Below are 19,347 nucleotides of genomic sequence, written 5' to 3'. Positions count from 1 at the left end.
CCTCGCAATGTCATAAAGGTTAGTACGATGTAAGAATACCCTAATGAGATAAAGATGAGATAAAGATTTTAACTTGCTACCATAATTGTAAAACCTTCTTTAGGAATCGCTGACACATTTAATTGCCACACCATACATTTTTATTTTATCCATACTTTACTATATATTTACAAAGACGCAAACAATGAGATACCCACTTCCTAAAAGTTGATTTGAAGATTATTTTCTATGCTACAAAAGATGGAAAACAAGTTAATCCTACTAAATATACTATTGCCTTAGGGATCATCTTTTTTATTTTATTAATATAATTGCAATTATCTAACCTTTTACCTAAATCGAAATTTTTCAAATCCATCACCATCTTTTTATCTCTTCATATTCTATAGAATCAGGTCGAATATTGAGGGGGAAACGTTATGGGGATTGAATTCACTGCTCTCCATTGGATTTACGTTGTTTTTATTGTGCTTATCATCGGATTTATGGTTAAACGTCGCGATACCACCCTCATTTGTGTAGTAGGCATCTTCATGTTAGCAATTGTTGCGACTGGCGATTTAACTTCTTCCATTAGTGGTGTTTTTAACAGCTTTATTTATGCCATTACAGAGCTGTTATCTACGATACTTATTATTTCTATTATTGTTGCCATGAGTCGAGTGATGATGACTTCTGGTATTAATGAGGTCATGGTTGCGCCTTTCACCAAAATCATTAAAACGCCTGCCCTAGCCTATTGGACGATTGGTCTATTAATGATGTTTATCTCATGGTTTTTCTGGCCATCGCCTGCTGTTGCATTGTTAGGAGCAGTGCTCTTGCCGGTTGCGATCCGTGCGGGCCTCCCTGCACTTGGCGTTGCCATGGCGATGAATTTATTTGGGCATGGTATTGCCTTATCGAGTGATTTTGTCATACAGGGGGCGCCAAAGCTTACAGCTGATGCAGCTGGTATACCTGTTGGAGAGGTTGTTTCCGCTAGTATTCCGCTCGTCATCACAATGGGGGTGGTGACGACAATTGTTGCTTATATTTTCCTGCGACGAGATATGAAACGAGGAACTTTACTTGTAAACAATGTCAGCGAGTCAGATCAAATCGATGAACAAGAAATATTGGAAAATTTGCTGTCAGTTGGGCAAAAACGATTCTTTGCTGTGCTTATTCCCATTGCCTTTATCTTAGATGTAATTGCTATGGCAGTCTTTAAATTACAGGGTGGCGATGCAACTGCCTTGATCGGTGGAACCTCTGTATTCATCTTGCTTTTACTTAGCATTGTTGCTCATAAATCAGAGGGACTTGAAAAAACAACAAGCTATTTGATTCAAGGATTCCAATTCGGCTTTAAAGTCTTTGGACCCGTAATCCCAATCGCAGCATTTTTCTATCTTGGAGATGCTGGCTTTACACAGATTCTTGGTGATCACCTACCCGCTACCTCGCACGGTATTGTCAATGATCTCGGTGTTGGTCTTGCAGCGGTAGTACCTTTAACAAAGGAAATTGCTGTTATCACTTTAGCGGTAGTTGGCGCCATTACTGGGTTAGATGGCTCAGGCTTCTCAGGAATTTCCTTAGCAGGCTCTGTCGGCAGTTTGTTTGGTAATGCCATTGGTGGAGGGACGGCAACTTTAACTGCTTTAGGGCAAATCACAGCTATTTGGGTTGGTGGTGGTGCATTGATCCCTTGGGCATTAATTCCAGCTGCAGCTATTTGTAATGTGAGCCCATTTGAACTCGCAAGACGTAACTTAATCCCTGTGGTCATTGGGCTTGTTGTGACAACGATTGTAGCGGTGTTTTTGATTTAAATACAGTAAAAAAGAGATGGCCCTTTTTTAAGGAACAGGTGCCGTCTCTTTTAATTTAACGTTCACTATAATATTTTTGTAAACCTCCTTCGAACAGCTGTTTTAGGTGAAATTCATTAATCTCTAAAATAGAAGCCTCTATCATTATTTGTTCGATACTCATAGATATTTGTTGAAGGGAAATATTTTTCGCTTTTCTAGAATCAACAATAATAAAAGCTCTGGAATGAGGTTTAATCGTGATGATCCCTTTTTTCTGAAGTTCTTTATAGCTTTTATGAACAGTATGAAGATTGAGATTTGTTTGTGTCGCTAGATTGCGAATGGAAGGTAATTGGTCACCCTTTTTTAAAATACCAGTAGTTATGACTGAAAGAAGTTGCTGTGTTAGCTGCTGATAAAATGGAATTTTACTCCTTCGATTTACATTGACATTCATTTATCGAGAAATCCCTCCATTTTAAAATTAAAATTTCTTTTTCGCAATAAAATTATGCATGATAGCAACCATTAATAAAACAAGTAGCCCTGTGACAATAATATTAAAGCAATACAAAAATTCTACTTCACCTGTCAATAGAATAGATGTAGCATACAAACTATTGCTTGCAGGATTAATAACGTCTATCAATGGATGTAAGCCAGCGCAGAAACGACATACGAATAGGACAACGATACTTATTAACGCTATAAATGCAGAATTATTAAAGTATGTGCTCATCATTGCAACAAACGTAATAACAAATAATAGCCAAACACAATAAAATACTAAGGCTAAAAATGCCTGTGTAATGGGAACAGCAGTAAATAAATAGGATGTATAGCCAAAGGACATTGCGTATCCAAGTGTAATACATATGACGGCTAATCCAAAATGAATAAGGATTTTACTATTTATGTAGGAAGAGACCGAAACTGGTCTTGTTAGTATAAATGCCATCATCCCATTGGCTTTTTCACCTTGAATAATACCCATCGTTGCAATGGCTAGAATGATAATACCTAGTTGGTCAAATTGTGAATTAAGTGTTGAGGCAAGCACCTCTCTTCCCTCTGGCTTTGCCATTGAAGGATCAATCATAATCCCTTCGATGCCGCCCATTGATTGTAGAATAGCTGGCAAAAAATACATCATGATTGGTTGAGTTAGCCCTAGTAAAATATATACAATTGGTAACCAAACAATTTTATATTCCTTTGTCATTTGGGTTATTTCTTTTTTACTTAATGCTAAAAACGTATTCACGCCACGTTACACCACCAATTCTAAAAAGACTTCTTCTAAACTTTCTTGAATGCCCAGATCAAACTTTATAAATACCACTTTTGAATCCAATCCATGTTGTAACAATCGATGTGCATCATCTTCCAATCGATTTACATATATTTTAAAGCCGTTACCACAACTTTCGATTTTCTTTACATACGGTAAATTTTCAATCGTTGTTAACCAAGAATAATCTTCCTTTCGAATCATTAGAAAGATAGCTGAGTCATGATAACGATCAAGCAACTCTAGCTTTGTGGCATCTTCTATTTTGTAACCATTTTTAATTACCACAAAGCGCTCACAAATTTCCTCCGCATCGCTTAATATATGCGTTGAAAGTAATATAGTCGTTTCTTTTTTAATCTCCTTTAATAGGTTCAACACTTCTCGCCTACCAATTGGATCTAGTGCAGATACTGGTTCATCCATAATTATTAATGCAGGTTTGTGCAATAAAGCTTGTGCGATGCCAAGGCGTTGTTTCATTCCTCCTGAAAATGTCCCGACATGAAAATGCGCTTCTTTCCCTAAACCCACCTTATCTAGAAGGAGTGGAATTTTTTCCTGTAAATCGTGTTTTGATAGACCGGAAAGTGTTCCCATAAAGGACAATGTTTCAAATGCTGTCATCCACGAGAAAAAATTAGGATACTGCGGTAAATAACCAATTTGCTCTTTCATCTTTGAAATCTTTTGTCCATCAAGAAGTATGTCCCCATGATCTGCATACAGAATGTCAGCAATAATTTGAATCAAGGTGGATTTCCCTGCCCCGTTTGGTCCTATAAGACCAACACACTCATTCGCATCAATTACCATAGAAAAATCATTCACAGCCGTTTTTTGTTTAAACCTTTTCGTAATATTGTTAATTTCTAAGCGCACGTTTATTTACATCCTTTCTACCAATAACGAAGTATAGAACAGAGCCAATTGTATTAAAGAACAAAATAATAACTGTCCACATAAGTATGTTTTCTCTCGATTCTCGATGTCTGTATAAATCAACTAAGGCAATTACGATGAGTAAAAATCCTACGAATAAAAAAGGTAAAAGAATTGGAAGTATACTCGCCCAATCAATTTGATGTAAATCTTCAAAGCCATAATGTAACTTCATTTTTATAGCCCCTTTCATTATCATTATCGATAATGATAACAAAAGAATAAAAAAATTGCATTACCTTTTTACTGTACAATTAAAAAAAATATCTATAGTATATTTTTTGATAATGTTCTCATATTGATAACATTTGATTGCTTCCCTTGATGCCATCTCATTTTTTCTGATAGGAGGATCGGTTTATGCGTAATAAAGCAGAGGTATTAATGCACCCTGTGAGAATGAAAATTTTACAAGCTCTAATGCAAAATAAAGAAGAAGGATTAAGCACTTTGGAGATGATTTCTGTCATTAAGGATGTACCACAGGCAACTCTATATCGACATATCCAAATTTTAGTGGACGAAAACATTATAAAAATTGTGAAAGAGCGAAAAGTACGTTCTGTTACAGAGAAGTTTTATGCATTAAATGAAGGCGCAGCAAAACTTAGTAAGGAGGATTGGACGCAACTCACAACCAAGCAAAAATTAAATTATATTTCCTACTATCAATTGGCTTTATTATCTCAATATCAAAATTATTTACATTCTCTTGATGAAAAAGAAAATACTACTGATTTAGCAACTTTTTCATTAGTCGACTTAACGTTAACAATCGATCAATTTAGAAACTTTGATAATGAATTAAACGATTTGTTTACTAAATACTATAATATGGCCGACTCAAATAAAGGTTCTGAGACGAAAACAATTGCTATAAATATTATTCCAAAACCTTAGTACTATTGACGTAAAGAAATGGAGAAGATTTATGAAAAAAGGAAAGTCACTAGAAAATACACGAAAATTAATCATGATTATTATAGGGGCAGTTATTGCCGCTTACGGACTAGAAGCTGTATTAATTCCAAATGCTGTTATTGACGGCGGTGTAACGGGTATAAGCATTATGGGGGCTCACCTCTTTGGTATTCCGCTAGGCTTACTGCTCTTTGTATTAAATATTCCGTTCATTTATATCGGTTATAAGCAAGTCGGAAAAACCTTTGCTTTAATGAGTAGTGCTGGTATCGCAGCATTATCTATTTCTACTGTACTTTTGCATGATGTTAAAACTATTCTTGGCCCAAATGATCCACTACTGATTGTCTTATCTGGTGGTATGCTGCTTGGTGTTGGGATTGGGATTGTCTTACGAAACGGTGGCGCTTTAGATGGTTCAGAGGTCTTAGCTGTACTATTATCGCGTAAGATTCCATTTTCAGTTGGTGATATTATATTATTTATCAATGCCTTTATTTTCTTAGGGGCTAGCTTTATTTTCGGCTTAGAGAGTGCTTTATACTCAGCGTTAACGTACTATATTGCGAAAAATGTTATTGATATTATCCAAGTAGGTTTAGAGAAATCAAAAGAAGTTCGTGTGGTCAGTGCAAAATCTGAGGAGATTGGCGATGCAATCCAAGCTCGCCTAGGTCGTGGTGTTACTTATACACATGGGCGTGGCGGTTTCTCCAATGAACCAACGGAAATTTTAAACTGTGTGATTAACCGTATGGAAGAAAATAAACTAGTTACTATTATTAAAGATATCGACGAAGGTGCTTTCGTTGTCATTTCAGATGTTTCTGAGGTTCGCGGTGGGAACTTTAAGAAACGAGATATCCATTAATGTAAAAGTAAGTAAGACGTACAAGGTCTTACTTACTTTTTTGTTTATTTACTACTTTGAGAGGATAAAGAATCATTTGTCATTTCATATTTAAGACCACCTATTAAGCATAATGCCCCAATCATTACTACTGCGGCAGCACCAATCAATGCATATTGATAGCTATTTGTACCATTGGCAAGTGTCCCTGCAATGGAGGGTCCGATCATTTGTCCTAAAGCATAGCCAGCCGTTAAATAGCCTAAAATTTGATGACTGTTAACAGGAACAATATGTCTTGCTAGTGTTGTGCCAACCGTTGTAATACCCATAAAAGTTGCACCAAAAATAAAGGCACTAGCGTAGAGTGTGATTGTATTTGTAGCAAATGCGGGTAAAGCAATACCAATTGCTTGCAGTAGCATAGAAATAAACAGTGTTTTTACATAACCATAATGTTGTGCAAGCTTTGACCATACAATACATGATGGAAATGCTGCTATACCAACAACAAACCACACGAAGGTTGCATTCCCATGAAAGCTAGTCGACTCTTGTGCAATCGACACAATAAAGGTACCCGTGACAATATAGCCCATGCCCTCTAAACTATAGGCCATGATTAACCACTTCATCCATGTCTTAGGCGGCGTCTTCTTTGATGTAATAGATTGACTCGTCATTTGTTGCTTACTCTGTGGAGTGGATTTTATGAATATCACGATAAAAACAAACAATATAGCACAAAACAGCGCTAAAGCAATCCAAGTTCCATTCCAATTAAAGACCGCATGTATTGGTGAAACAATAATGGCACTTAACGCAATCCCTGCGCCAACCCCACTATAGAAAAGACCTGATAAGTGAGTCTTACCGCTACTAGCCAACTGATCAAGAACGAGGCTAGCAATGACCACAAAAATAAAAGCGCTCATAACACCGGAGATAAACCGCAGTATGTGCCATAAAATGATGGCATTCGTAAAGCCCATAAAAGCAGTAGTCAACATACTGATAACAAGTGCAGTTTGCAAAAATGGGATGCGTTTATTTTCTATTGGCAAACGCCCTGCCACTAAAGCTCCAACTAGGTAGCCTAAATAATTGCTTGTTGCTAAATAACCTGCAGTAGCACGGCTAAATTCAAATGTTTCTTGCATATACGGTAAAATAACTGTATAGGAAAAACGAGCAATGCCCATGGCGATTACCAACGTAAATACCCCGCCAATTAAATATTGATTGGTTTGCTTGTGCATAGTATCAATCCTTTCCCTCTCACTATATCGAATATCCAGGTATCACAAATAGATTCAATTCGTTATAATAGATATCAAAAAAATTGATAGCTGGAGGGTCTATGCATATTAATGATTTAACGATCTTTCGAACAGTCGTCCAAACAGGGAGTTTTTCTAAAGCTGCGGCAGCACTTAGTTACACTCAATCTAACATCTCAATGAAAATACAAAGCCTTGAAGCAACGTATGATACAACATTCTTTTATCGGGGACATCGAGGCATACGGCTAACTCCTAAAGGGGAACAATTTTATGAGTTAGTATTAAAGATGCTTCATCTCTATGAAAAATCTTTTGAAATCGTACAAGATACAGAGGAGCAAAAAGGCGTTTTACGGATTGGTTCGATGGAAACGACTGCAGCTTTACACTTACCAGCGCTGTTAACAACATTTCATCGAGCCCACGAACAGGTGGATATCACGATTTTGACAAGCCCGTCTCAGCAAAATATTGAACGTTTAGAAAACTATGAATTGGATGGCGCATTTGTCACTGGACCTGTATACAAAGAAAATATATTGGTGAAAGAATTTGTCTGTGAGGAGCTCGTTGTTATCACATCCAACAAGCATAAACCTATTTCTAATCTACGAGATTTAGAAGGTAGCACAGTCATTACATTCCGTCATGGTTGTTCCTATCGGGCTATCTTGGAACATTGGTTACATGAAGATGGCGTACAACCACAAAATAGAATGGAATTTGGTACACTTGACGGCATCATTGGCTGTGTTGCTGCTGGCCTAGGTATCACCTTACTTCCCCGTGCTATTGCGGAAAAATATATGACGACACAAGCATTGACACTGCACGAATTAACGAACAAGCAAGCACATGTTCCCACATGGTTTATTTATCGTAAGGATGATGTACAGTCACCTATATTACAGTTCTTTTTAGAATCTCTAGATGCTTACCAACGTTGTGAGGGTTTGAACTATCACTTCTGAACCGTCACATTTAAAATGCCATCCGTTACTTTTGCAATTCTACCTGTCTGTCTATTAAAAAAGCTGTTCAGCGCCTATTTCTCCGCTGAACAGCTCTCTATTAGGCAATAACCGTTTCCGCTATGTTGGAAGCATGATCACCAATTCTTTCTAAATTACTTACGATATCTGCAAATACAATGCCTGCAGAACCTGAGCATACGCCCTCATTTAATCGCTTAATGTGCAGTTTACGTAAACGTCGCTCCATATTATCAATTTCATTCTCTTTTTCTATGACTTGCTGTGCTAAAGTTAGATCCCGCTTATCTAAACATTCGATTGCCATTTTCACAGTATCCAATGTGAAAACAAACATATCTTCTAACTCCTTCAGCGCTTGATCACTTAAGCGAACACGATTACTATCTTTATATTGAAGAAGTTCGATAATATTTTCTACGTGATCGCCAATTCGTTCAATATCTCGAATATTTTCAAATAAAGCATGATGCATTTGAGAATCTTGCTTCGATAAAGATTGCTTCGATAGCTCAACTAAATATTCAGTGGATTTACGGTCTAAATTATTTATTGCTTCCTCTAATTGACTGACCTTGCCTATCAATTTAGCATCTGCTGTTTTCAAAATGGTTAACGTTTCTTCTAGACCTTGAATACTATACTCACCCATGCGAACTACTTCCATTTTCGCTTGACCTAGTGCAACCGAAGGTGATTTGACGATTAAGTTTTTATCTAAAAATTTAGGTTTATATTCGATGACTGAATCTTCACCAGGAATTAATTTTGTTACGACATATGCCCATACGCCAATAAACGGCAGTTGAATGAGTGTATTAATGACATTGAACGTTCCATGTGCGAAGGCAATTTGCATTTTTGGCTCCAGATTTAATACACCTGCAATCCATTCAACATAGTTCGTAAATAACCCTAGTATCAGCATAAAGATGATCGTACCAACTACATTAAATAGTAAATGTGTGGCAGCTGCTCGTTTTGCTGCAATAGAAGCACCCAAGGCAGCTAAGATGGCTGTTATGGTTGTCCCAATATTATCTCCAAACAAGACAGGTAATGCACCATGTAAAGAAATTAAATCTTCAGCATATAGCCCTTGTAAAATACCTACTGTGGCTGAGGAAGATTGAACAATTAGCGTGAATATCGTTCCTACTAAAACGCCTAAAATAGGCACATCAGACATTTGTACAGTTAAATCTAAAAATGGTTGCCAATCTCGAAGTGGCTTCATCCCACCACTCATAAGCTCTAAACCAATAAATAAACCTGCAAATCCGAATAACACTTGCCCAATATTTTGAATAATGCTTTTCTTAAAGAAAAATAAACAAATCGCGCCTACTGCCATAATCGGATATGCGTAAGCACCTACATCAATTCCTATAATAAATGCAGTTATAGTTGTCCCAATATTGGCACCCATAATAACTCCGATTGCTTGGCGTAATTTCATTAGTCCTGCACTTACTAATCCTACTGTAATCACAGTTGTCCCAGAACTTGACTGTATAAGAACTGTTACAACAATACCAACTAGTACACCCATTATTGGATTTGTTGTAAATTTATCTAAAATATCTCGTAGACGGTCACCAGCTGCCTTTTGCAAGCCATCTCCCATAAATTTGATAGCAAAAAGAAATAAACCTAACCCTCCAAGAAATTGGAAAATCATCTCCTGTACATTGATACCCAATCCATTCAACCCTTTCCTTGTTGTCAGACTTTATTATTAATAGTTTTAAGCTGTCTGTACATATCATTTACAATGGATTAATTAAATGTTTACATCAACTTTACAATCAGTCCAAAAAACGGACATATTCAAGTTAAAATCAACAAAAAACAAACAAAAAAACATGAGAAAATCCCTTCATGAGATTTCCACATGTTTTCTTTTGACGACTGAACTTATTTCCTTTAGGCTGTAATTAGCCAATGAAAGGAGCTTTATATGGATTTATATATTGCTAGTAACCGCCAGTTGCCTATTCGCTACTATGTGCAAGAAGCTGTTTGGATTCGTCGTGGAGGCAGTACAAAGCTTCCCGATTTAACACTGCCATTTTTCGTCGAGGTAGAAATTAATAATCAGTATAATTTACCAATCATCAGAGATTATATTTTTGACTTTCAACGACAATATAAACAGACCGAAATTCAAATATTGATAAAAGACGTGACCATATTCGCAACAATGCAAGAAATGCTTTCACAACATAAACAAACACATCACGCTATCACTATTCATCCACTGTAGCCGATATTATTGCGCTAGTGGTAATGTGATAATAAAGTATAATGTCCCGTTCTTGTACTTAGCGAGAATTGTTCCTCCGTGAAGCTCCACGATGCTCTTGGCAATTGCTAGCCCGAGCCCAGAGCCTTCTGTAACGTTGGATCTTGATTGATCTTTTTTATAGAATCTTTCAAATAAACTATCAAGCTCTTCCGCTGTAAACTTGTCACTTTTATTTGCAACACTAATTCGGACCTGATTGTCTTGTCCTTCAAGGGAGACCAAAATTTTCCCATCACCAGCACTATAGTTAATAGCATTGATTAGTAAATTATCAAACACACGAACAATTTTTTCCGAATCAAGCGCCGCGATAATTCGTTCCTCCGAAAAGTGTTTAATAAATATGCGCTGCTTTTCCTCCGCAAGCGGCACTAATTCCTCCATTAATTGATCGAGCAGCTCATTCAAACAGACCTGTTGTCGCACTACGGTATTTTTATCATTCGTTAGCTTTGTATACTCGAATAAATCATCTATTAAATTTTTTAATTGCTCGGATTTAGAAAAGGCTATTTTCAAATATTCGTCATATTGCTCTTTTGTCTCATACTTTTCCTCTCTTAATAGACGCAAATAACCCATAATCGAGGTAAGTGGTGTTCTTAGGTCATGTGAAACATTTGTAATGAGCTCATTTTTTTGTTGCTCAATTTTTCTTTCTATTTCAATATTTGTCATGATTTCTTCTGCCATCTGATTGATATTATCTGTTAAAAGAGCGATTTCATCTTGCCCTTTTCTCTCAATACGATAAGCTAAATCTCCTTTTGCTATTTCCATGACCCCCTTCGCCAATTCCTCTATTTGATTCATTTTGCGTTTTGTTATATAAAAGAACGATAAGATAAATAAAATGATACCAATGAAAAAAGGTATGGGTCCTTCACTCGTACTGGTTATCGCTTCACCTTGAGGAAGGCCACTCACAAAGAAATAATAATTTTTGCCCTGTAATGTCAGGGGCACTAAGGTTGTAAATTCTTCCTGTGAGGTTTCAATCGACTCAGGATACGCATTATCAAACGGTTGATTCGTAGCAAAATCCATGGCATGTCGGATTTCTTCATGCAAATCGATGTTTTGCTCTTTTACCTGCTTTGTTTTATATAAAACCTCACCGGCTTCATCCGTCACACTAATTTTCAAAGCATTCTGATCACCTTCTATTTTTTCATTTTCTTGTTCAATCATTTGCTTTAATGCATCCATATTATTTTCTTGGGTCGCCAATTCTGCTGTATCGTGTGCACGATAATACATCATCTTCATACTGTAACTATAATCAACGTTGACTGTCTCATTGAGATTCTCAAACAATGGAAGTACTGCCCGAGACACTAAAAAGCTACCAAGAGCACATAAAATAAACGTTGTAAATAGTTGAATTCGAATGCTCCGCTGTATATTGTTTTTTATCTTCACACAAATATGCTTCACTAGCCCCTTTAACATAAAAAATGGCCTAAAGATCTTTTTCAACTTTATACCCTACTCCCCATACAGTTTTGATATATTGAGGGTTTCTTGGATTAGTTTCAATTCGTTCTCGTATTTTTCGTATATGGACCATCACTGTATTTTCCGATTGAAAAGCCTCCTCTTTCCAAACCTTTTCATAAATTTGCTCCGCACTCATCACAATACCTGGACTACCTGCAAGCAACTCCAAAATAGCAAACTCCCTTGGTGTTAACTTAACTTTTTCATTGTTAACCAACACTTCATGTGTCGCTGTATTGATACGTAAATCACCGATTTCAATTTCATCACCATTGTTTCTATTTAAGCCATTCATTTTAAGATAGCGACGCAGCTGAGATTTAATGCGGGCGATCAGCTCTAAAGGGTTAAAGGGTTTTGTCATATAATCATCGGCACCTATTGTTAAGCCGACAATTTTATCCATATCCTGAGATTTTGCGGTCAGCATGATGATTGGCATTTCCGCTATTTCTCTTACCTTCATACACATCTCAATGCCATCCACATTCGGCATCATTAAATCTAATACGATTAAATGGACCTTATGCTTCTTTACTAACTGTAAGCCCACTTCCCCATCACATGCCTCTAACACATGATATCCTTCGTTTTTCAAATAAATGGCGATAAGATTTCTTATCTCCTTTTCATCATCTACTATTAAAATTGTTTCTTTACTCATATAATCCCACCATTATTCAACTATTTGCCAATATGAACGTTCCTAATTTTAACTATTTTTTTAATTTTCGTATATAAAAATAATAAAAACAGCTGATGATAGCGATGAAAACGCCAAAATAAATACCATATTTAGTCGCAAGAGCAGCTATATACTCAATTTGACTGCCAAATAATAGACCCAGTGTAAAATAAATGAGTGTCCAAACAAAGCCCGTCGTATAGGAGAACAATGCATATGTTTTAAAGGACATATTATTCATCCCCACCAGGTACGGAAGGATATGTCTGACAATCGGGATAAAGTAACTAATCACCAATGCGAAACGTCCATAGTTATCTAGTAATTCTTTCGATTTCAATAAGTATTTTGCCTTTTTCTTGTTAACCAGTTTATCGAGTACTCTAGGTCCAAATAGTTTACCAAGGACATACCCTAACGAAAGACCAGACACAACACCTAAATAGGTAAGTAAAAAGGATTTCCACACAGTCATTTTTTCTAATGAAGATAAAAAACCACCGCTCATCACAATCATTTCATCTGGGAGCGGCATGCCTATAATGCCAAGCCATAAACTAAAAAACAAAGCAAAATAGCCATATTGTTCAATAAATAATAAAAGATCCTGTAACTCCATTAACTTGCCCTCATGTTTCCAAGTTTACAGCTAAGTACATAAGCTGGGGGCATATTAATCCATACTTTTTCATGAGAAATATCCTGAAAATATTCTTGGAAGAATGATTTTTTCACGAGTGAATATTGGAATGTAATAAATTTGCCATTCTGCAAACAATCCTTCACATTTTTCAAAATACTACATGACATTTCAGGCTTTAATGATGTAAAAGGTAGCCCTGAGATGACATAGTCGATTTTTTTGATTTTCAACTCTTTCATATATTGCATCAAATTTTCTGCCGAACCATTAATCACAACAACATTAGCTTCATGCGCGAACTGTTGACGTAGTTTTTCACAAAAAATCATATTATGTTCAATTAGAATCAGTAATGTCGCTTCCTGTTTTCTCTTCACAAGCTCATTTGTAAAGGACCCCATTCCAGGACCAAGCTCAACAATGCATTGGGCAGATTCAAAACAAATGGGTTGTACCATTTTATGAGCTAACTTTTTGGAGCTAGGTGATATCGCACCAATTGTTTTCGGGTGTTTTATAAATTCAGTAAGGAATGTGATGAATTGCATATACTTCTCCTCGCTTTGCTTTTATCGTTGATGATTCTAACTATAACGAGCATTTCTTAAAGATTTGCAAGGAGAATTCTTAAATTTTCCTTAAGAGTTTACATTATTTAGCTGTATTTACAATTGGTTAAGTATGAATAAGTCTTTGTTTTTGAGCCATCTCTGTATGTCGTATTTTGCTGTATTTTCATGTGGAGTACATTCGCAGAATTTTTTACTGGGGTACTAAAAATAAACGGATAGGTATTCATTGAATTTGATAACTTTTGTTTTATTTTTGATACTCGGTTATTTAATAATCTTGATCATTTCTATAAGCAGCCTGTAATAAACTTTTCTACCCGTGTTTTAAGAACCTGGTTAGCGTACCTCAATACTTAGTTGTAACAGCCTGGCCTATTCATTATCGTTTTCTCCAATCTCTGAGAGACATTTCATTTAAAATCCACGACATCAGCTAGTCTCAATGGTGTTATTAATGTTAATGATCTAGTCATTTACAGTCCTCCTTTCTGTATAGCCTCTTTATAATAGAAAAAGCACCCCTTAAGGTGCTCTTAAACTTATTTATTCTCTTTTAAATCATCTGGATAAACAATTGTATTAATTACCTCTCCGTTTGATTCATCTTTAAAAATTACTGTGACTTTATTATTTCCTTCGTCTACACCATTAAATAGTTGGTAATACATTCCTGTTAAAGCTAGTCCAAAGGATGCCATTGTATCCATACTATTTTCAAACTCTTTTTTGTTGACAGATAGTGTGAATTCAGAAAAGGATTTGTTATAAGTAACATCTTTTATAGATTTGAACTCTTCACTAGCTTTAATTTCCTCTACACTTGCTATAATGCCTTCTTTTAAGCCTTTCATCATTTCTTTATGCTCTGTTTTAGACATTTTATAAGTTAATGAACCATCATCATTCTTAATGACTTCCTTAACCCCACTATTTTTTGCCTTAGAAATAACAGAATCTATGTCCTGTCCCTCGAAAAATGTAGCTGGTATTTTTACTTCTACGTCTCCACCATTATTATTATCTTTGTCTTGATCCTGGCTACAGCCAGTCATTACAACACCTAGTAATAAAAGTAATGGTAAAATTAATTTTCTTGCCATTAAATCTCCTCCTCATACACCAATATACAGAATATGAAGGAATTTCACTATAGCTTTTAGTTTAAAAACACTTATAAATCTAGTACATGATTTTTAGCCAATTGCTATAAGGTGTTCATCTGGAGCAACTCTTTACTAATCGTTCTCCATATATGCGAATCAGTACATTTGATTGATTAGCAAGCTCTACGCTGCTAAAACTCCTTGTTGGCCATAACTCACCACTTTAACATAATGTGTTCAACATACCTTAACCCTCTCTATTTTCAAAAACCTTACGTAATCGATCATTCACGTTCATGTTAAATTTTCCTTAAGAGTCATAAAAGGTTAAAAGGTACTTCGTTCTAATGATTATTTCCTACATAAAATAGGCATACAATTGCTTCCAATCGAATAGAAACCTATATAGAGAACAATTAGTCATGGGAAAAATAAAGTGGGGTGTGATAGGATGCTTAAAGTAAATGATGCAAAAGAAATGGTACTTGGAATTGTGCAAGATGACCCATTGTTTGTTGCACTACAACATACGCCTTTAGAGGAGTTCCTTTATCAAGATACTTATTTAGCAGACATCGATGAATCCAAACACTATACAATAGCAGAGGTTGCGGGCTGGTTTGATATTACAGACGCCATGCTTCGCTACTATTTAAAACCGTTTGAACAGTACATTTTTGATAATGCTTCACCCAATGTGAGTGGTAATATTCGTTTAAATCTACCTGCTATCGTTAGGCTAAGAATGATTCTATTATTGAAGGATGAGTATCGTGTGAGGGGAATAAAATTATTGCTAGGTATTGATGAACATGATCAATTACTGAAACATCAAATTACCGCAACGACTATGGATTCTGAGGATTTATCTCATAAAATTGATGTGCTTGGAAACGTCCTACAGCAAATGATCCAAACAGGTCTCTTTCAGATTTTGCCAAATGAAGAGCAAGGAACGTTACAAGTAAACATAAATCAGGATTTTCTTGCTCAGAGCTTTCAACGATTATCCTCTGACTCTGCCCTTCAAGTAGAGGAAATTCAAAAAGAAACAGTGGAACTTAAACAAGAAAATGAACATCTTCAAAAACAAATTTCTGAGCTTCAAGAAAACAGTGTAAAGGATATTGTGCAAAAAATTAGGGAACGTCATATTGAAAATGAAATCGTGTCAACTTTACGTACAGAAGCTTTACAGCAATTTTCACAGAACCATAAAGTAAGTTTTTTTGCCAAGATGTTCAAATCCGCACAAATTGAAATGGACAAAGAGCAATTTGTGCTAAGCTATATTTCACAGTATTTGGAAGAACGTTTAGAAGTGGCGTTGAACGATTATTACGACAAATAAATGTGATCAACGGGCTAACATCAGAACATGTGTGAGACTAATGAAAAAGGTCATCGTCATGTTCTTTTTTTCTATGCTTATAAAGCTTCCAAATAGTTGTTTATTCCACGATAATATGGATATAAATACTACGATGAAAAAATGGGGTGATTGGCATGTCCATAATTGAGGTAAACCATTTAACAAAAAGGTTTGGCGATTTTTATAGTATACAAAATGTTCATCTACAGATTCCACAAGGTGAGGTGTTTGGTTTTTTAGGACCAAATGGTGCCGGGAAATCTACAACTATTCGTCATTTAATGGGCTTTTTACAGCCAACTGAAGGTTATTGTTCCATTAAAGGACTCAATTGTAGGGAATCAACTGCGGCTATCCAACAATTTGTTGGCTATTTACCTGGAGAAATTGCGTTTATCGATAAAATGACAGGTAAACAATTTATTCACTTTATTGCGAAATTAAGAGGAGTGAGTGACTTCACTCGAGCTGAGGAATTAATGCACTACTTTGAATTAGATGCCTCTGGACTTATAAAGAAAATGTCGAAAGGCATGAAGCAGAAGGTCGGTTTAGTTTGTGCCTTTATGCATCAACCTGAGATTGTCATTTTAGATGAACCTACAAGTGGATTAGACCCGCTTATGCAAACAAAATTTATTGAATTTATCTTAGCTGAAAAGGACAAAGGAACAACTATTTTTATGTCCTCCCATATGATTGAAGAGGTTGAGAAAACATGTGACCGTGTAGCGATTATCAATGCAGGTAAAATAGTTGCAATTGAAACAATTGCAGACTTAAAGAAACGCAAGTCAAAAAAATACATGATTGAATTCCAAGACGAACAAGAGCTTACTCGTTTCTTTGATGAGAAATATGTACTTGAACAGATTTCTTCAACAAAAGTTGTCATTACCATAACAGGTGATCTTCAAGCATTTCTTCAATCTTTAGCAAACTACAAAATTATGGATCTGGATGTCATTTCACAATCATTAGAAGACATATTTATGCATTACTACGAAAGAGGAGGTACAGAATCATGAACTTTACTTTATTCAAGCATGAATTATTCGCCTCTCTTAAACTATTTGCTATTATCATAGGCGTACTATTGCTTTATATTGTCAGTGTAATTTACATGTATAACCCTGAAATGACGGACATGCTAAAAAAATTTACCGAAACAATGCCTGAAATGATGGCCGCATTTGGTATGAGCAGCATTGGTGATACATTAATTGAATTTCTTTCTACGTACTTATATGGATTTTTATTGATGATTCTGCCTTTGGTATTCACTATTATGTTAGCCAATAAGCTAATCATGGGCTATATCGACAATGGTTCGATGGCCTATTTAATCGCCACACCGAATACTCGCTTTAAAATTGCTCTTACACAAGCACTATTTCTGATTGTTAGTATTTTCACACTCCTTGCTGTTACCACTTTGGTGATGATCGTCTTTGAGAAATTGTTGTTTCCGAATGAGCTGGACTTAACAGCCTTGCTTCTGTTAAATTGCGGGCTATTTTTGTTACACTTTGCCATTAGTGGATTTTGCTTTCTTATTTCCTGTAGCAGTAAAGATTTAAGAACTTCCTATGCCTATAGCGCTGGGATTCCCATTGTCTTTTATCTTATTGAGGCACTCAGTAATATGGGCGGCTCATTAGACAAATTACAATACTTCACAATCTATACCTTGTTCGATTCAGATAAATTAATTCATCAAGATAGCTCTAGCTGGTGGATGATGGGAGCTCTTTTACTAATCGGCTTACTTTGCTATAGTTTAGCTATTCGTTTCTTTGTTAAACGAGATTTACATTTATAGCATGATAATTTCTACATAGTCTTTCAATTGCTAGATTGATATGTAGAGATTTATCGTTACATACTAGCTACTACATTCCCTATAAATCGTAAGTATAGGTGGGCAATCAACAGACCGTAAAACAATGATAGGTGAAGACAAACAATCAGTGGAATTGGAAAAATCCCACTGATTGAAGTTTCACTTTATTGTTTATGTACTAATTCAATAATTTGTTCTGCCATGTGTTCTGCTTGATTAATAACAGAGATTGGATCTGCTGAGAAGAAGTACTTCCCATCGAATGTAATCACTTTGTTATTTTTCACGACATCCAAATTATCCCATGTAGAAGTAGTTTCATATTTTTGATCATAATCTAAAATACCTACATAATCACCTACATAGTCACCTACAATTTCCCATGAAATACGTTGCTTCTGCCAATCTCCGTTGCTATCTTCAATTAGCTTTTGAATCGATGTTGGTGCTGTAAGTTTTAATAAATCATACATTGCATCACCGCCTGAGTTACCACTTGGAATCACCGCAATTTCTTTCTCTGATAACGTAAAGAGAGAGAATGTTATGCCTTCTGGGATGACGGCTTTGATTTTTTCTTCAGCTACTTTTGCACGCTCTGTGTAATCTGCTATAAACTTCTTAGCATCCTCTTGGTGATTTAACATTTCGCCAATCGCTGTAATTTCTGCTTCCACGCCGTCGTAGTTATCTGTACTGAACACAATCGTTGGTGCAATTTTTTCATATTGTTCTATATTTTTTTCTGCAAACGTAATAATTAAATCTGGTTTTAGACTAGTAGCTGTTTCTAAGGATACAGCATCTTCATTTCCAAGATCTACAATGTCCTGCCCTTGATAATATTCTTTTAAAAATTCACCATAACCAATGACCTTTGTTGTTGAAGCAACGGGTACAACACCTACAGCTAATACGTGACCTAAATCCCAATCCACAATTACACGTTGCGGGTCCATCGGTACTTCTACTTCACGTCCTACTGAATCCGTTACTATACGTGTTGTTTCAGTCGTTGTGGATTCCTTATCATCATTTGTCCCTTCTTGTTCTTGAGATGTATCCTCATTTTTGCTACCACAAGCCCCCATTATTAGCAGTAGACTCATTAACAACATTACCCATATAGATTTTTTTATGTACTTATTCATTACCATTATCCTTCTCCTTTAACTGTTTCTAGTAAACATTATATTGAAAATGATTATCATTATCAATGGTGTTTTTAAAAGGTTATGGATAT

General features: G+C 35.8%; 20 protein-coding genes. 8 read left to right on the top strand and 12 right to left on the bottom strand.

The window, feature by feature from the left end; translation table 11 throughout:
- Positions 1-419: 419 nt before the first annotated feature.
- On the top strand, positions 420-1,817 hold the full coding sequence (locus tag GJU32_RS03175) for a hypothetical protein (protein WP_155590483.1): 1,398 nt from the start codon (positions 420-422) through the stop codon (positions 1,815-1,817).
- Positions 1,818-1,872: 55 nt separating this feature from the next.
- Here the strand turns inward: GJU32_RS03175 and GJU32_RS03170 are convergent, their stop codons facing one another.
- Genes GJU32_RS03170 through GJU32_RS03155 form a run of 4 tightly spaced genes read right to left on the bottom strand, consistent with a single transcriptional unit; the run spans position 1,873 to position 4,207 of the window.
- Positions 1,873-2,256, bottom strand: coding sequence for a GntR family transcriptional regulator (locus GJU32_RS03170; protein WP_155590482.1), 384 nt, complete (start codon positions 2,254-2,256; stop codon positions 1,873-1,875).
- A gap of 27 nt (positions 2,257-2,283) precedes the next feature.
- Positions 2,284-3,063, bottom strand: coding sequence for an ABC transporter permease (locus tag GJU32_RS03165; protein ID WP_155590481.1), 780 nt, complete (start codon positions 3,061-3,063; stop codon positions 2,284-2,286).
- Between the two features lie 6 nt (positions 3,064-3,069).
- Positions 3,070-3,972: an ABC transporter ATP-binding protein gene (locus GJU32_RS03160; protein WP_155590480.1), complete on the bottom strand. Its 903-nt coding sequence runs from the start codon at positions 3,970-3,972 to the stop codon at positions 3,070-3,072.
- Positions 3,956-4,207 (bottom strand): PLD nuclease N-terminal domain-containing protein, encoded by a 252-nt coding sequence (locus tag GJU32_RS03155; protein ID WP_155590479.1) that lies wholly within the window; start codon positions 4,205-4,207, stop codon positions 3,956-3,958. The genes GJU32_RS03160 and GJU32_RS03155 overlap by 17 nt, the downstream gene beginning before the upstream one ends.
- Positions 4,208-4,392: 185 nt before the next feature.
- Here GJU32_RS03155 and GJU32_RS03150 point away from each other — a divergent pair, with 185 nt between their 5' ends.
- Complete coding sequence (locus GJU32_RS03150; RefSeq protein ID WP_155590478.1) at positions 4,393-4,932, top strand: transcriptional regulator; 540 nt, start codon at positions 4,393-4,395, stop codon at positions 4,930-4,932.
- Between the two features lie 31 nt (positions 4,933-4,963).
- Complete coding sequence (locus GJU32_RS03145; protein WP_155590477.1) at positions 4,964-5,824, top strand: YitT family protein; 861 nt, start codon at positions 4,964-4,966, stop codon at positions 5,822-5,824.
- A 44-nt stretch (positions 5,825-5,868) separates the two neighbouring features.
- On the opposite strand, the gene GJU32_RS03140 is transcribed toward GJU32_RS03145, so the two are convergent.
- Positions 5,869-7,062 carry a YbfB/YjiJ family MFS transporter gene (locus tag GJU32_RS03140; protein ID WP_155590476.1) on the bottom strand — a complete coding sequence of 398 codons (1,194 nt, stop codon included), beginning with the start codon at positions 7,060-7,062 and terminating at the stop codon, positions 5,869-5,871.
- A gap of 101 nt (positions 7,063-7,163) precedes the next feature.
- Here GJU32_RS03140 and GJU32_RS03135 point away from each other — a divergent pair, with 101 nt between their 5' ends.
- Positions 7,164-8,057, top strand: coding sequence for a LysR family transcriptional regulator (locus GJU32_RS03135; protein WP_155590475.1), 894 nt, complete (start codon positions 7,164-7,166; stop codon positions 8,055-8,057).
- Positions 8,058-8,157: 100 nt separating this feature from the next.
- Here GJU32_RS03135 and GJU32_RS03130 read toward each other — a convergent pair whose 3' ends face one another.
- Positions 8,158-9,759: a Na/Pi cotransporter family protein gene (locus GJU32_RS03130; protein WP_196426566.1), complete on the bottom strand. Its 1,602-nt coding sequence runs from the start codon at positions 9,757-9,759 to the stop codon at positions 8,158-8,160.
- Positions 9,760-10,038: 279 nt separating this feature from the next.
- Between GJU32_RS03130 and GJU32_RS03125 the strand changes: the two genes are divergently transcribed.
- Positions 10,039-10,344, top strand: a complete 306-nt coding sequence (locus GJU32_RS03125) for a hypothetical protein (protein ID WP_155590473.1) — start codon at positions 10,039-10,041, stop codon at positions 10,342-10,344.
- Positions 10,345-10,350: 6 nt separating this feature from the next.
- Here the strand turns inward: GJU32_RS03125 and GJU32_RS03120 are convergent, their stop codons facing one another.
- The 5 genes from GJU32_RS03120 to GJU32_RS03100 form a co-directional block, all read right to left on the bottom strand.
- Complete coding sequence (locus tag GJU32_RS03120) at positions 10,351-11,865, bottom strand: sensor histidine kinase (RefSeq protein ID WP_155590472.1); 1,515 nt, start codon at positions 11,863-11,865, stop codon at positions 10,351-10,353.
- The gene (locus GJU32_RS03115; protein ID WP_155590471.1) at positions 11,849-12,550 is read right to left on the bottom strand and encodes a response regulator transcription factor; all 702 of its coding nucleotides are present in this window, start codon (positions 12,548-12,550) and stop codon (positions 11,849-11,851) included. Before GJU32_RS03115 ends, GJU32_RS03120 begins: the two co-directional genes overlap by 17 nt.
- Before the next feature lie 52 nt (positions 12,551-12,602).
- A complete protein-coding gene (locus GJU32_RS03110) occupies positions 12,603-13,190 on the bottom strand; it encodes a DedA family protein (RefSeq protein ID WP_155590470.1) in 588 nt (195 codons plus the stop codon).
- Complete coding sequence (locus tag GJU32_RS03105; protein WP_155590469.1) at positions 13,190-13,762, bottom strand: class I SAM-dependent methyltransferase; 573 nt, start codon at positions 13,760-13,762, stop codon at positions 13,190-13,192. The genes GJU32_RS03110 and GJU32_RS03105 overlap by 1 nt, the downstream gene beginning before the upstream one ends.
- Positions 13,763-14,325: 563 nt before the next feature.
- Positions 14,326-14,886 carry a hypothetical protein gene (locus GJU32_RS03100; protein WP_155590468.1) on the bottom strand — a complete coding sequence of 187 codons (561 nt, stop codon included), beginning with the start codon at positions 14,884-14,886 and terminating at the stop codon, positions 14,326-14,328.
- Positions 14,887-15,340: 454 nt separating this feature from the next.
- On the opposite strand from GJU32_RS03100, the gene GJU32_RS03095 reads away from it, so the two are divergent.
- From GJU32_RS03095 to GJU32_RS03085, 3 genes are all read left to right on the top strand, one after another.
- On the top strand, positions 15,341-16,240 hold the full coding sequence (locus tag GJU32_RS03095; RefSeq protein ID WP_155590467.1) for a hypothetical protein: 900 nt from the start codon (positions 15,341-15,343) through the stop codon (positions 16,238-16,240).
- A 155-nt stretch (positions 16,241-16,395) separates the two neighbouring features.
- On the top strand, positions 16,396-17,289 hold the full coding sequence (locus GJU32_RS03090; protein WP_155590466.1) for an ABC transporter ATP-binding protein: 894 nt from the start codon (positions 16,396-16,398) through the stop codon (positions 17,287-17,289).
- Positions 17,286-18,083 carry an ABC transporter permease subunit gene (locus tag GJU32_RS03085; RefSeq protein WP_196426565.1) on the top strand — a complete coding sequence of 266 codons (798 nt, stop codon included), beginning with the start codon at positions 17,286-17,288 and terminating at the stop codon, positions 18,081-18,083. The genes GJU32_RS03090 and GJU32_RS03085 overlap by 4 nt, the downstream gene beginning before the upstream one ends.
- A gap of 185 nt (positions 18,084-18,268) precedes the next feature.
- Here GJU32_RS03085 and GJU32_RS03080 read toward each other — a convergent pair whose 3' ends face one another.
- Positions 18,269-19,255, bottom strand: coding sequence for an ABC transporter substrate-binding protein (locus GJU32_RS03080; protein ID WP_196426564.1), 987 nt, complete (start codon positions 19,253-19,255; stop codon positions 18,269-18,271).
- Positions 19,256-19,347 lie beyond the last annotated feature (92 nt).

The organism is Lysinibacillus cavernae, from assembly GCF_009724685.1.
Classification (GTDB): Bacteria; Bacillota; Bacilli; order Bacillales_A; family Planococcaceae; genus Lysinibacillus; species Lysinibacillus cavernae.
Note: the sequence above shows the minus strand (reverse complement) of the source record. Positions and strands in the feature narration are given on the sequence as shown.

What these genes read in the sequence shown, in the direction of transcription:
- GJU32_RS03175 (WP_155590483.1), top strand. Translation starts at nt 420, where the DNA reads ATGGGGATTGAATTCACTGCTCTCCATTGGATTTACGTTGTTTTTATT.
- GJU32_RS03170 (WP_155590482.1), bottom strand. Translation starts at nt 2,256, where the DNA reads ATGAATGTCAATGTAAATCGAAGGAGTAAAATTCCATTTTATCAGCAG.
- GJU32_RS03155 (WP_155590479.1), bottom strand. Translation starts at nt 4,207, where the DNA reads ATGAAGTTACATTATGGCTTTGAAGATTTACATCAAATTGATTGGGCG.
- GJU32_RS03150 (WP_155590478.1), top strand. Translation starts at nt 4,393, where the DNA reads ATGCGTAATAAAGCAGAGGTATTAATGCACCCTGTGAGAATGAAAATT.
- GJU32_RS03145 (WP_155590477.1), top strand. Translation starts at nt 4,964, where the DNA reads ATGAAAAAAGGAAAGTCACTAGAAAATACACGAAAATTAATCATGATT.
- GJU32_RS03140 (WP_155590476.1), bottom strand. Translation starts at nt 7,062, where the DNA reads ATGCACAAGCAAACCAATCAATATTTAATTGGCGGGGTATTTACGTTG.
- GJU32_RS03135 (WP_155590475.1), top strand. Translation starts at nt 7,164, where the DNA reads ATGCATATTAATGATTTAACGATCTTTCGAACAGTCGTCCAAACAGGG.
- GJU32_RS03130 (WP_196426566.1), bottom strand. Translation starts at nt 9,759, where the DNA reads ATGATTTTCCAATTTCTTGGAGGGTTAGGTTTATTTCTTTTTGCTATC.
- GJU32_RS03125 (WP_155590473.1), top strand. Translation starts at nt 10,039, where the DNA reads ATGGATTTATATATTGCTAGTAACCGCCAGTTGCCTATTCGCTACTAT.
- GJU32_RS03115 (WP_155590471.1), bottom strand. Translation starts at nt 12,550, where the DNA reads ATGAGTAAAGAAACAATTTTAATAGTAGATGATGAAAAGGAGATAAGA.
- GJU32_RS03110 (WP_155590470.1), bottom strand. Translation starts at nt 13,190, where the DNA reads ATGGAGTTACAGGATCTTTTATTATTTATTGAACAATATGGCTATTTT.
- GJU32_RS03105 (WP_155590469.1), bottom strand. Translation starts at nt 13,762, where the DNA reads ATGCAATTCATCACATTCCTTACTGAATTTATAAAACACCCGAAAACA.
- GJU32_RS03100 (WP_155590468.1), bottom strand. Translation starts at nt 14,886, where the DNA reads ATGGCAAGAAAATTAATTTTACCATTACTTTTATTACTAGGTGTTGTA.
- GJU32_RS03095 (WP_155590467.1), top strand. Translation starts at nt 15,341, where the DNA reads ATGCTTAAAGTAAATGATGCAAAAGAAATGGTACTTGGAATTGTGCAA.
- GJU32_RS03090 (WP_155590466.1), top strand. Translation starts at nt 16,396, where the DNA reads ATGTCCATAATTGAGGTAAACCATTTAACAAAAAGGTTTGGCGATTTT.
- GJU32_RS03085 (WP_196426565.1), top strand. Translation starts at nt 17,286, where the DNA reads ATGAACTTTACTTTATTCAAGCATGAATTATTCGCCTCTCTTAAACTA.
- GJU32_RS03080 (WP_196426564.1), bottom strand. Translation starts at nt 19,255, where the DNA reads ATGAATAAGTACATAAAAAAATCTATATGGGTAATGTTGTTAATGAGT.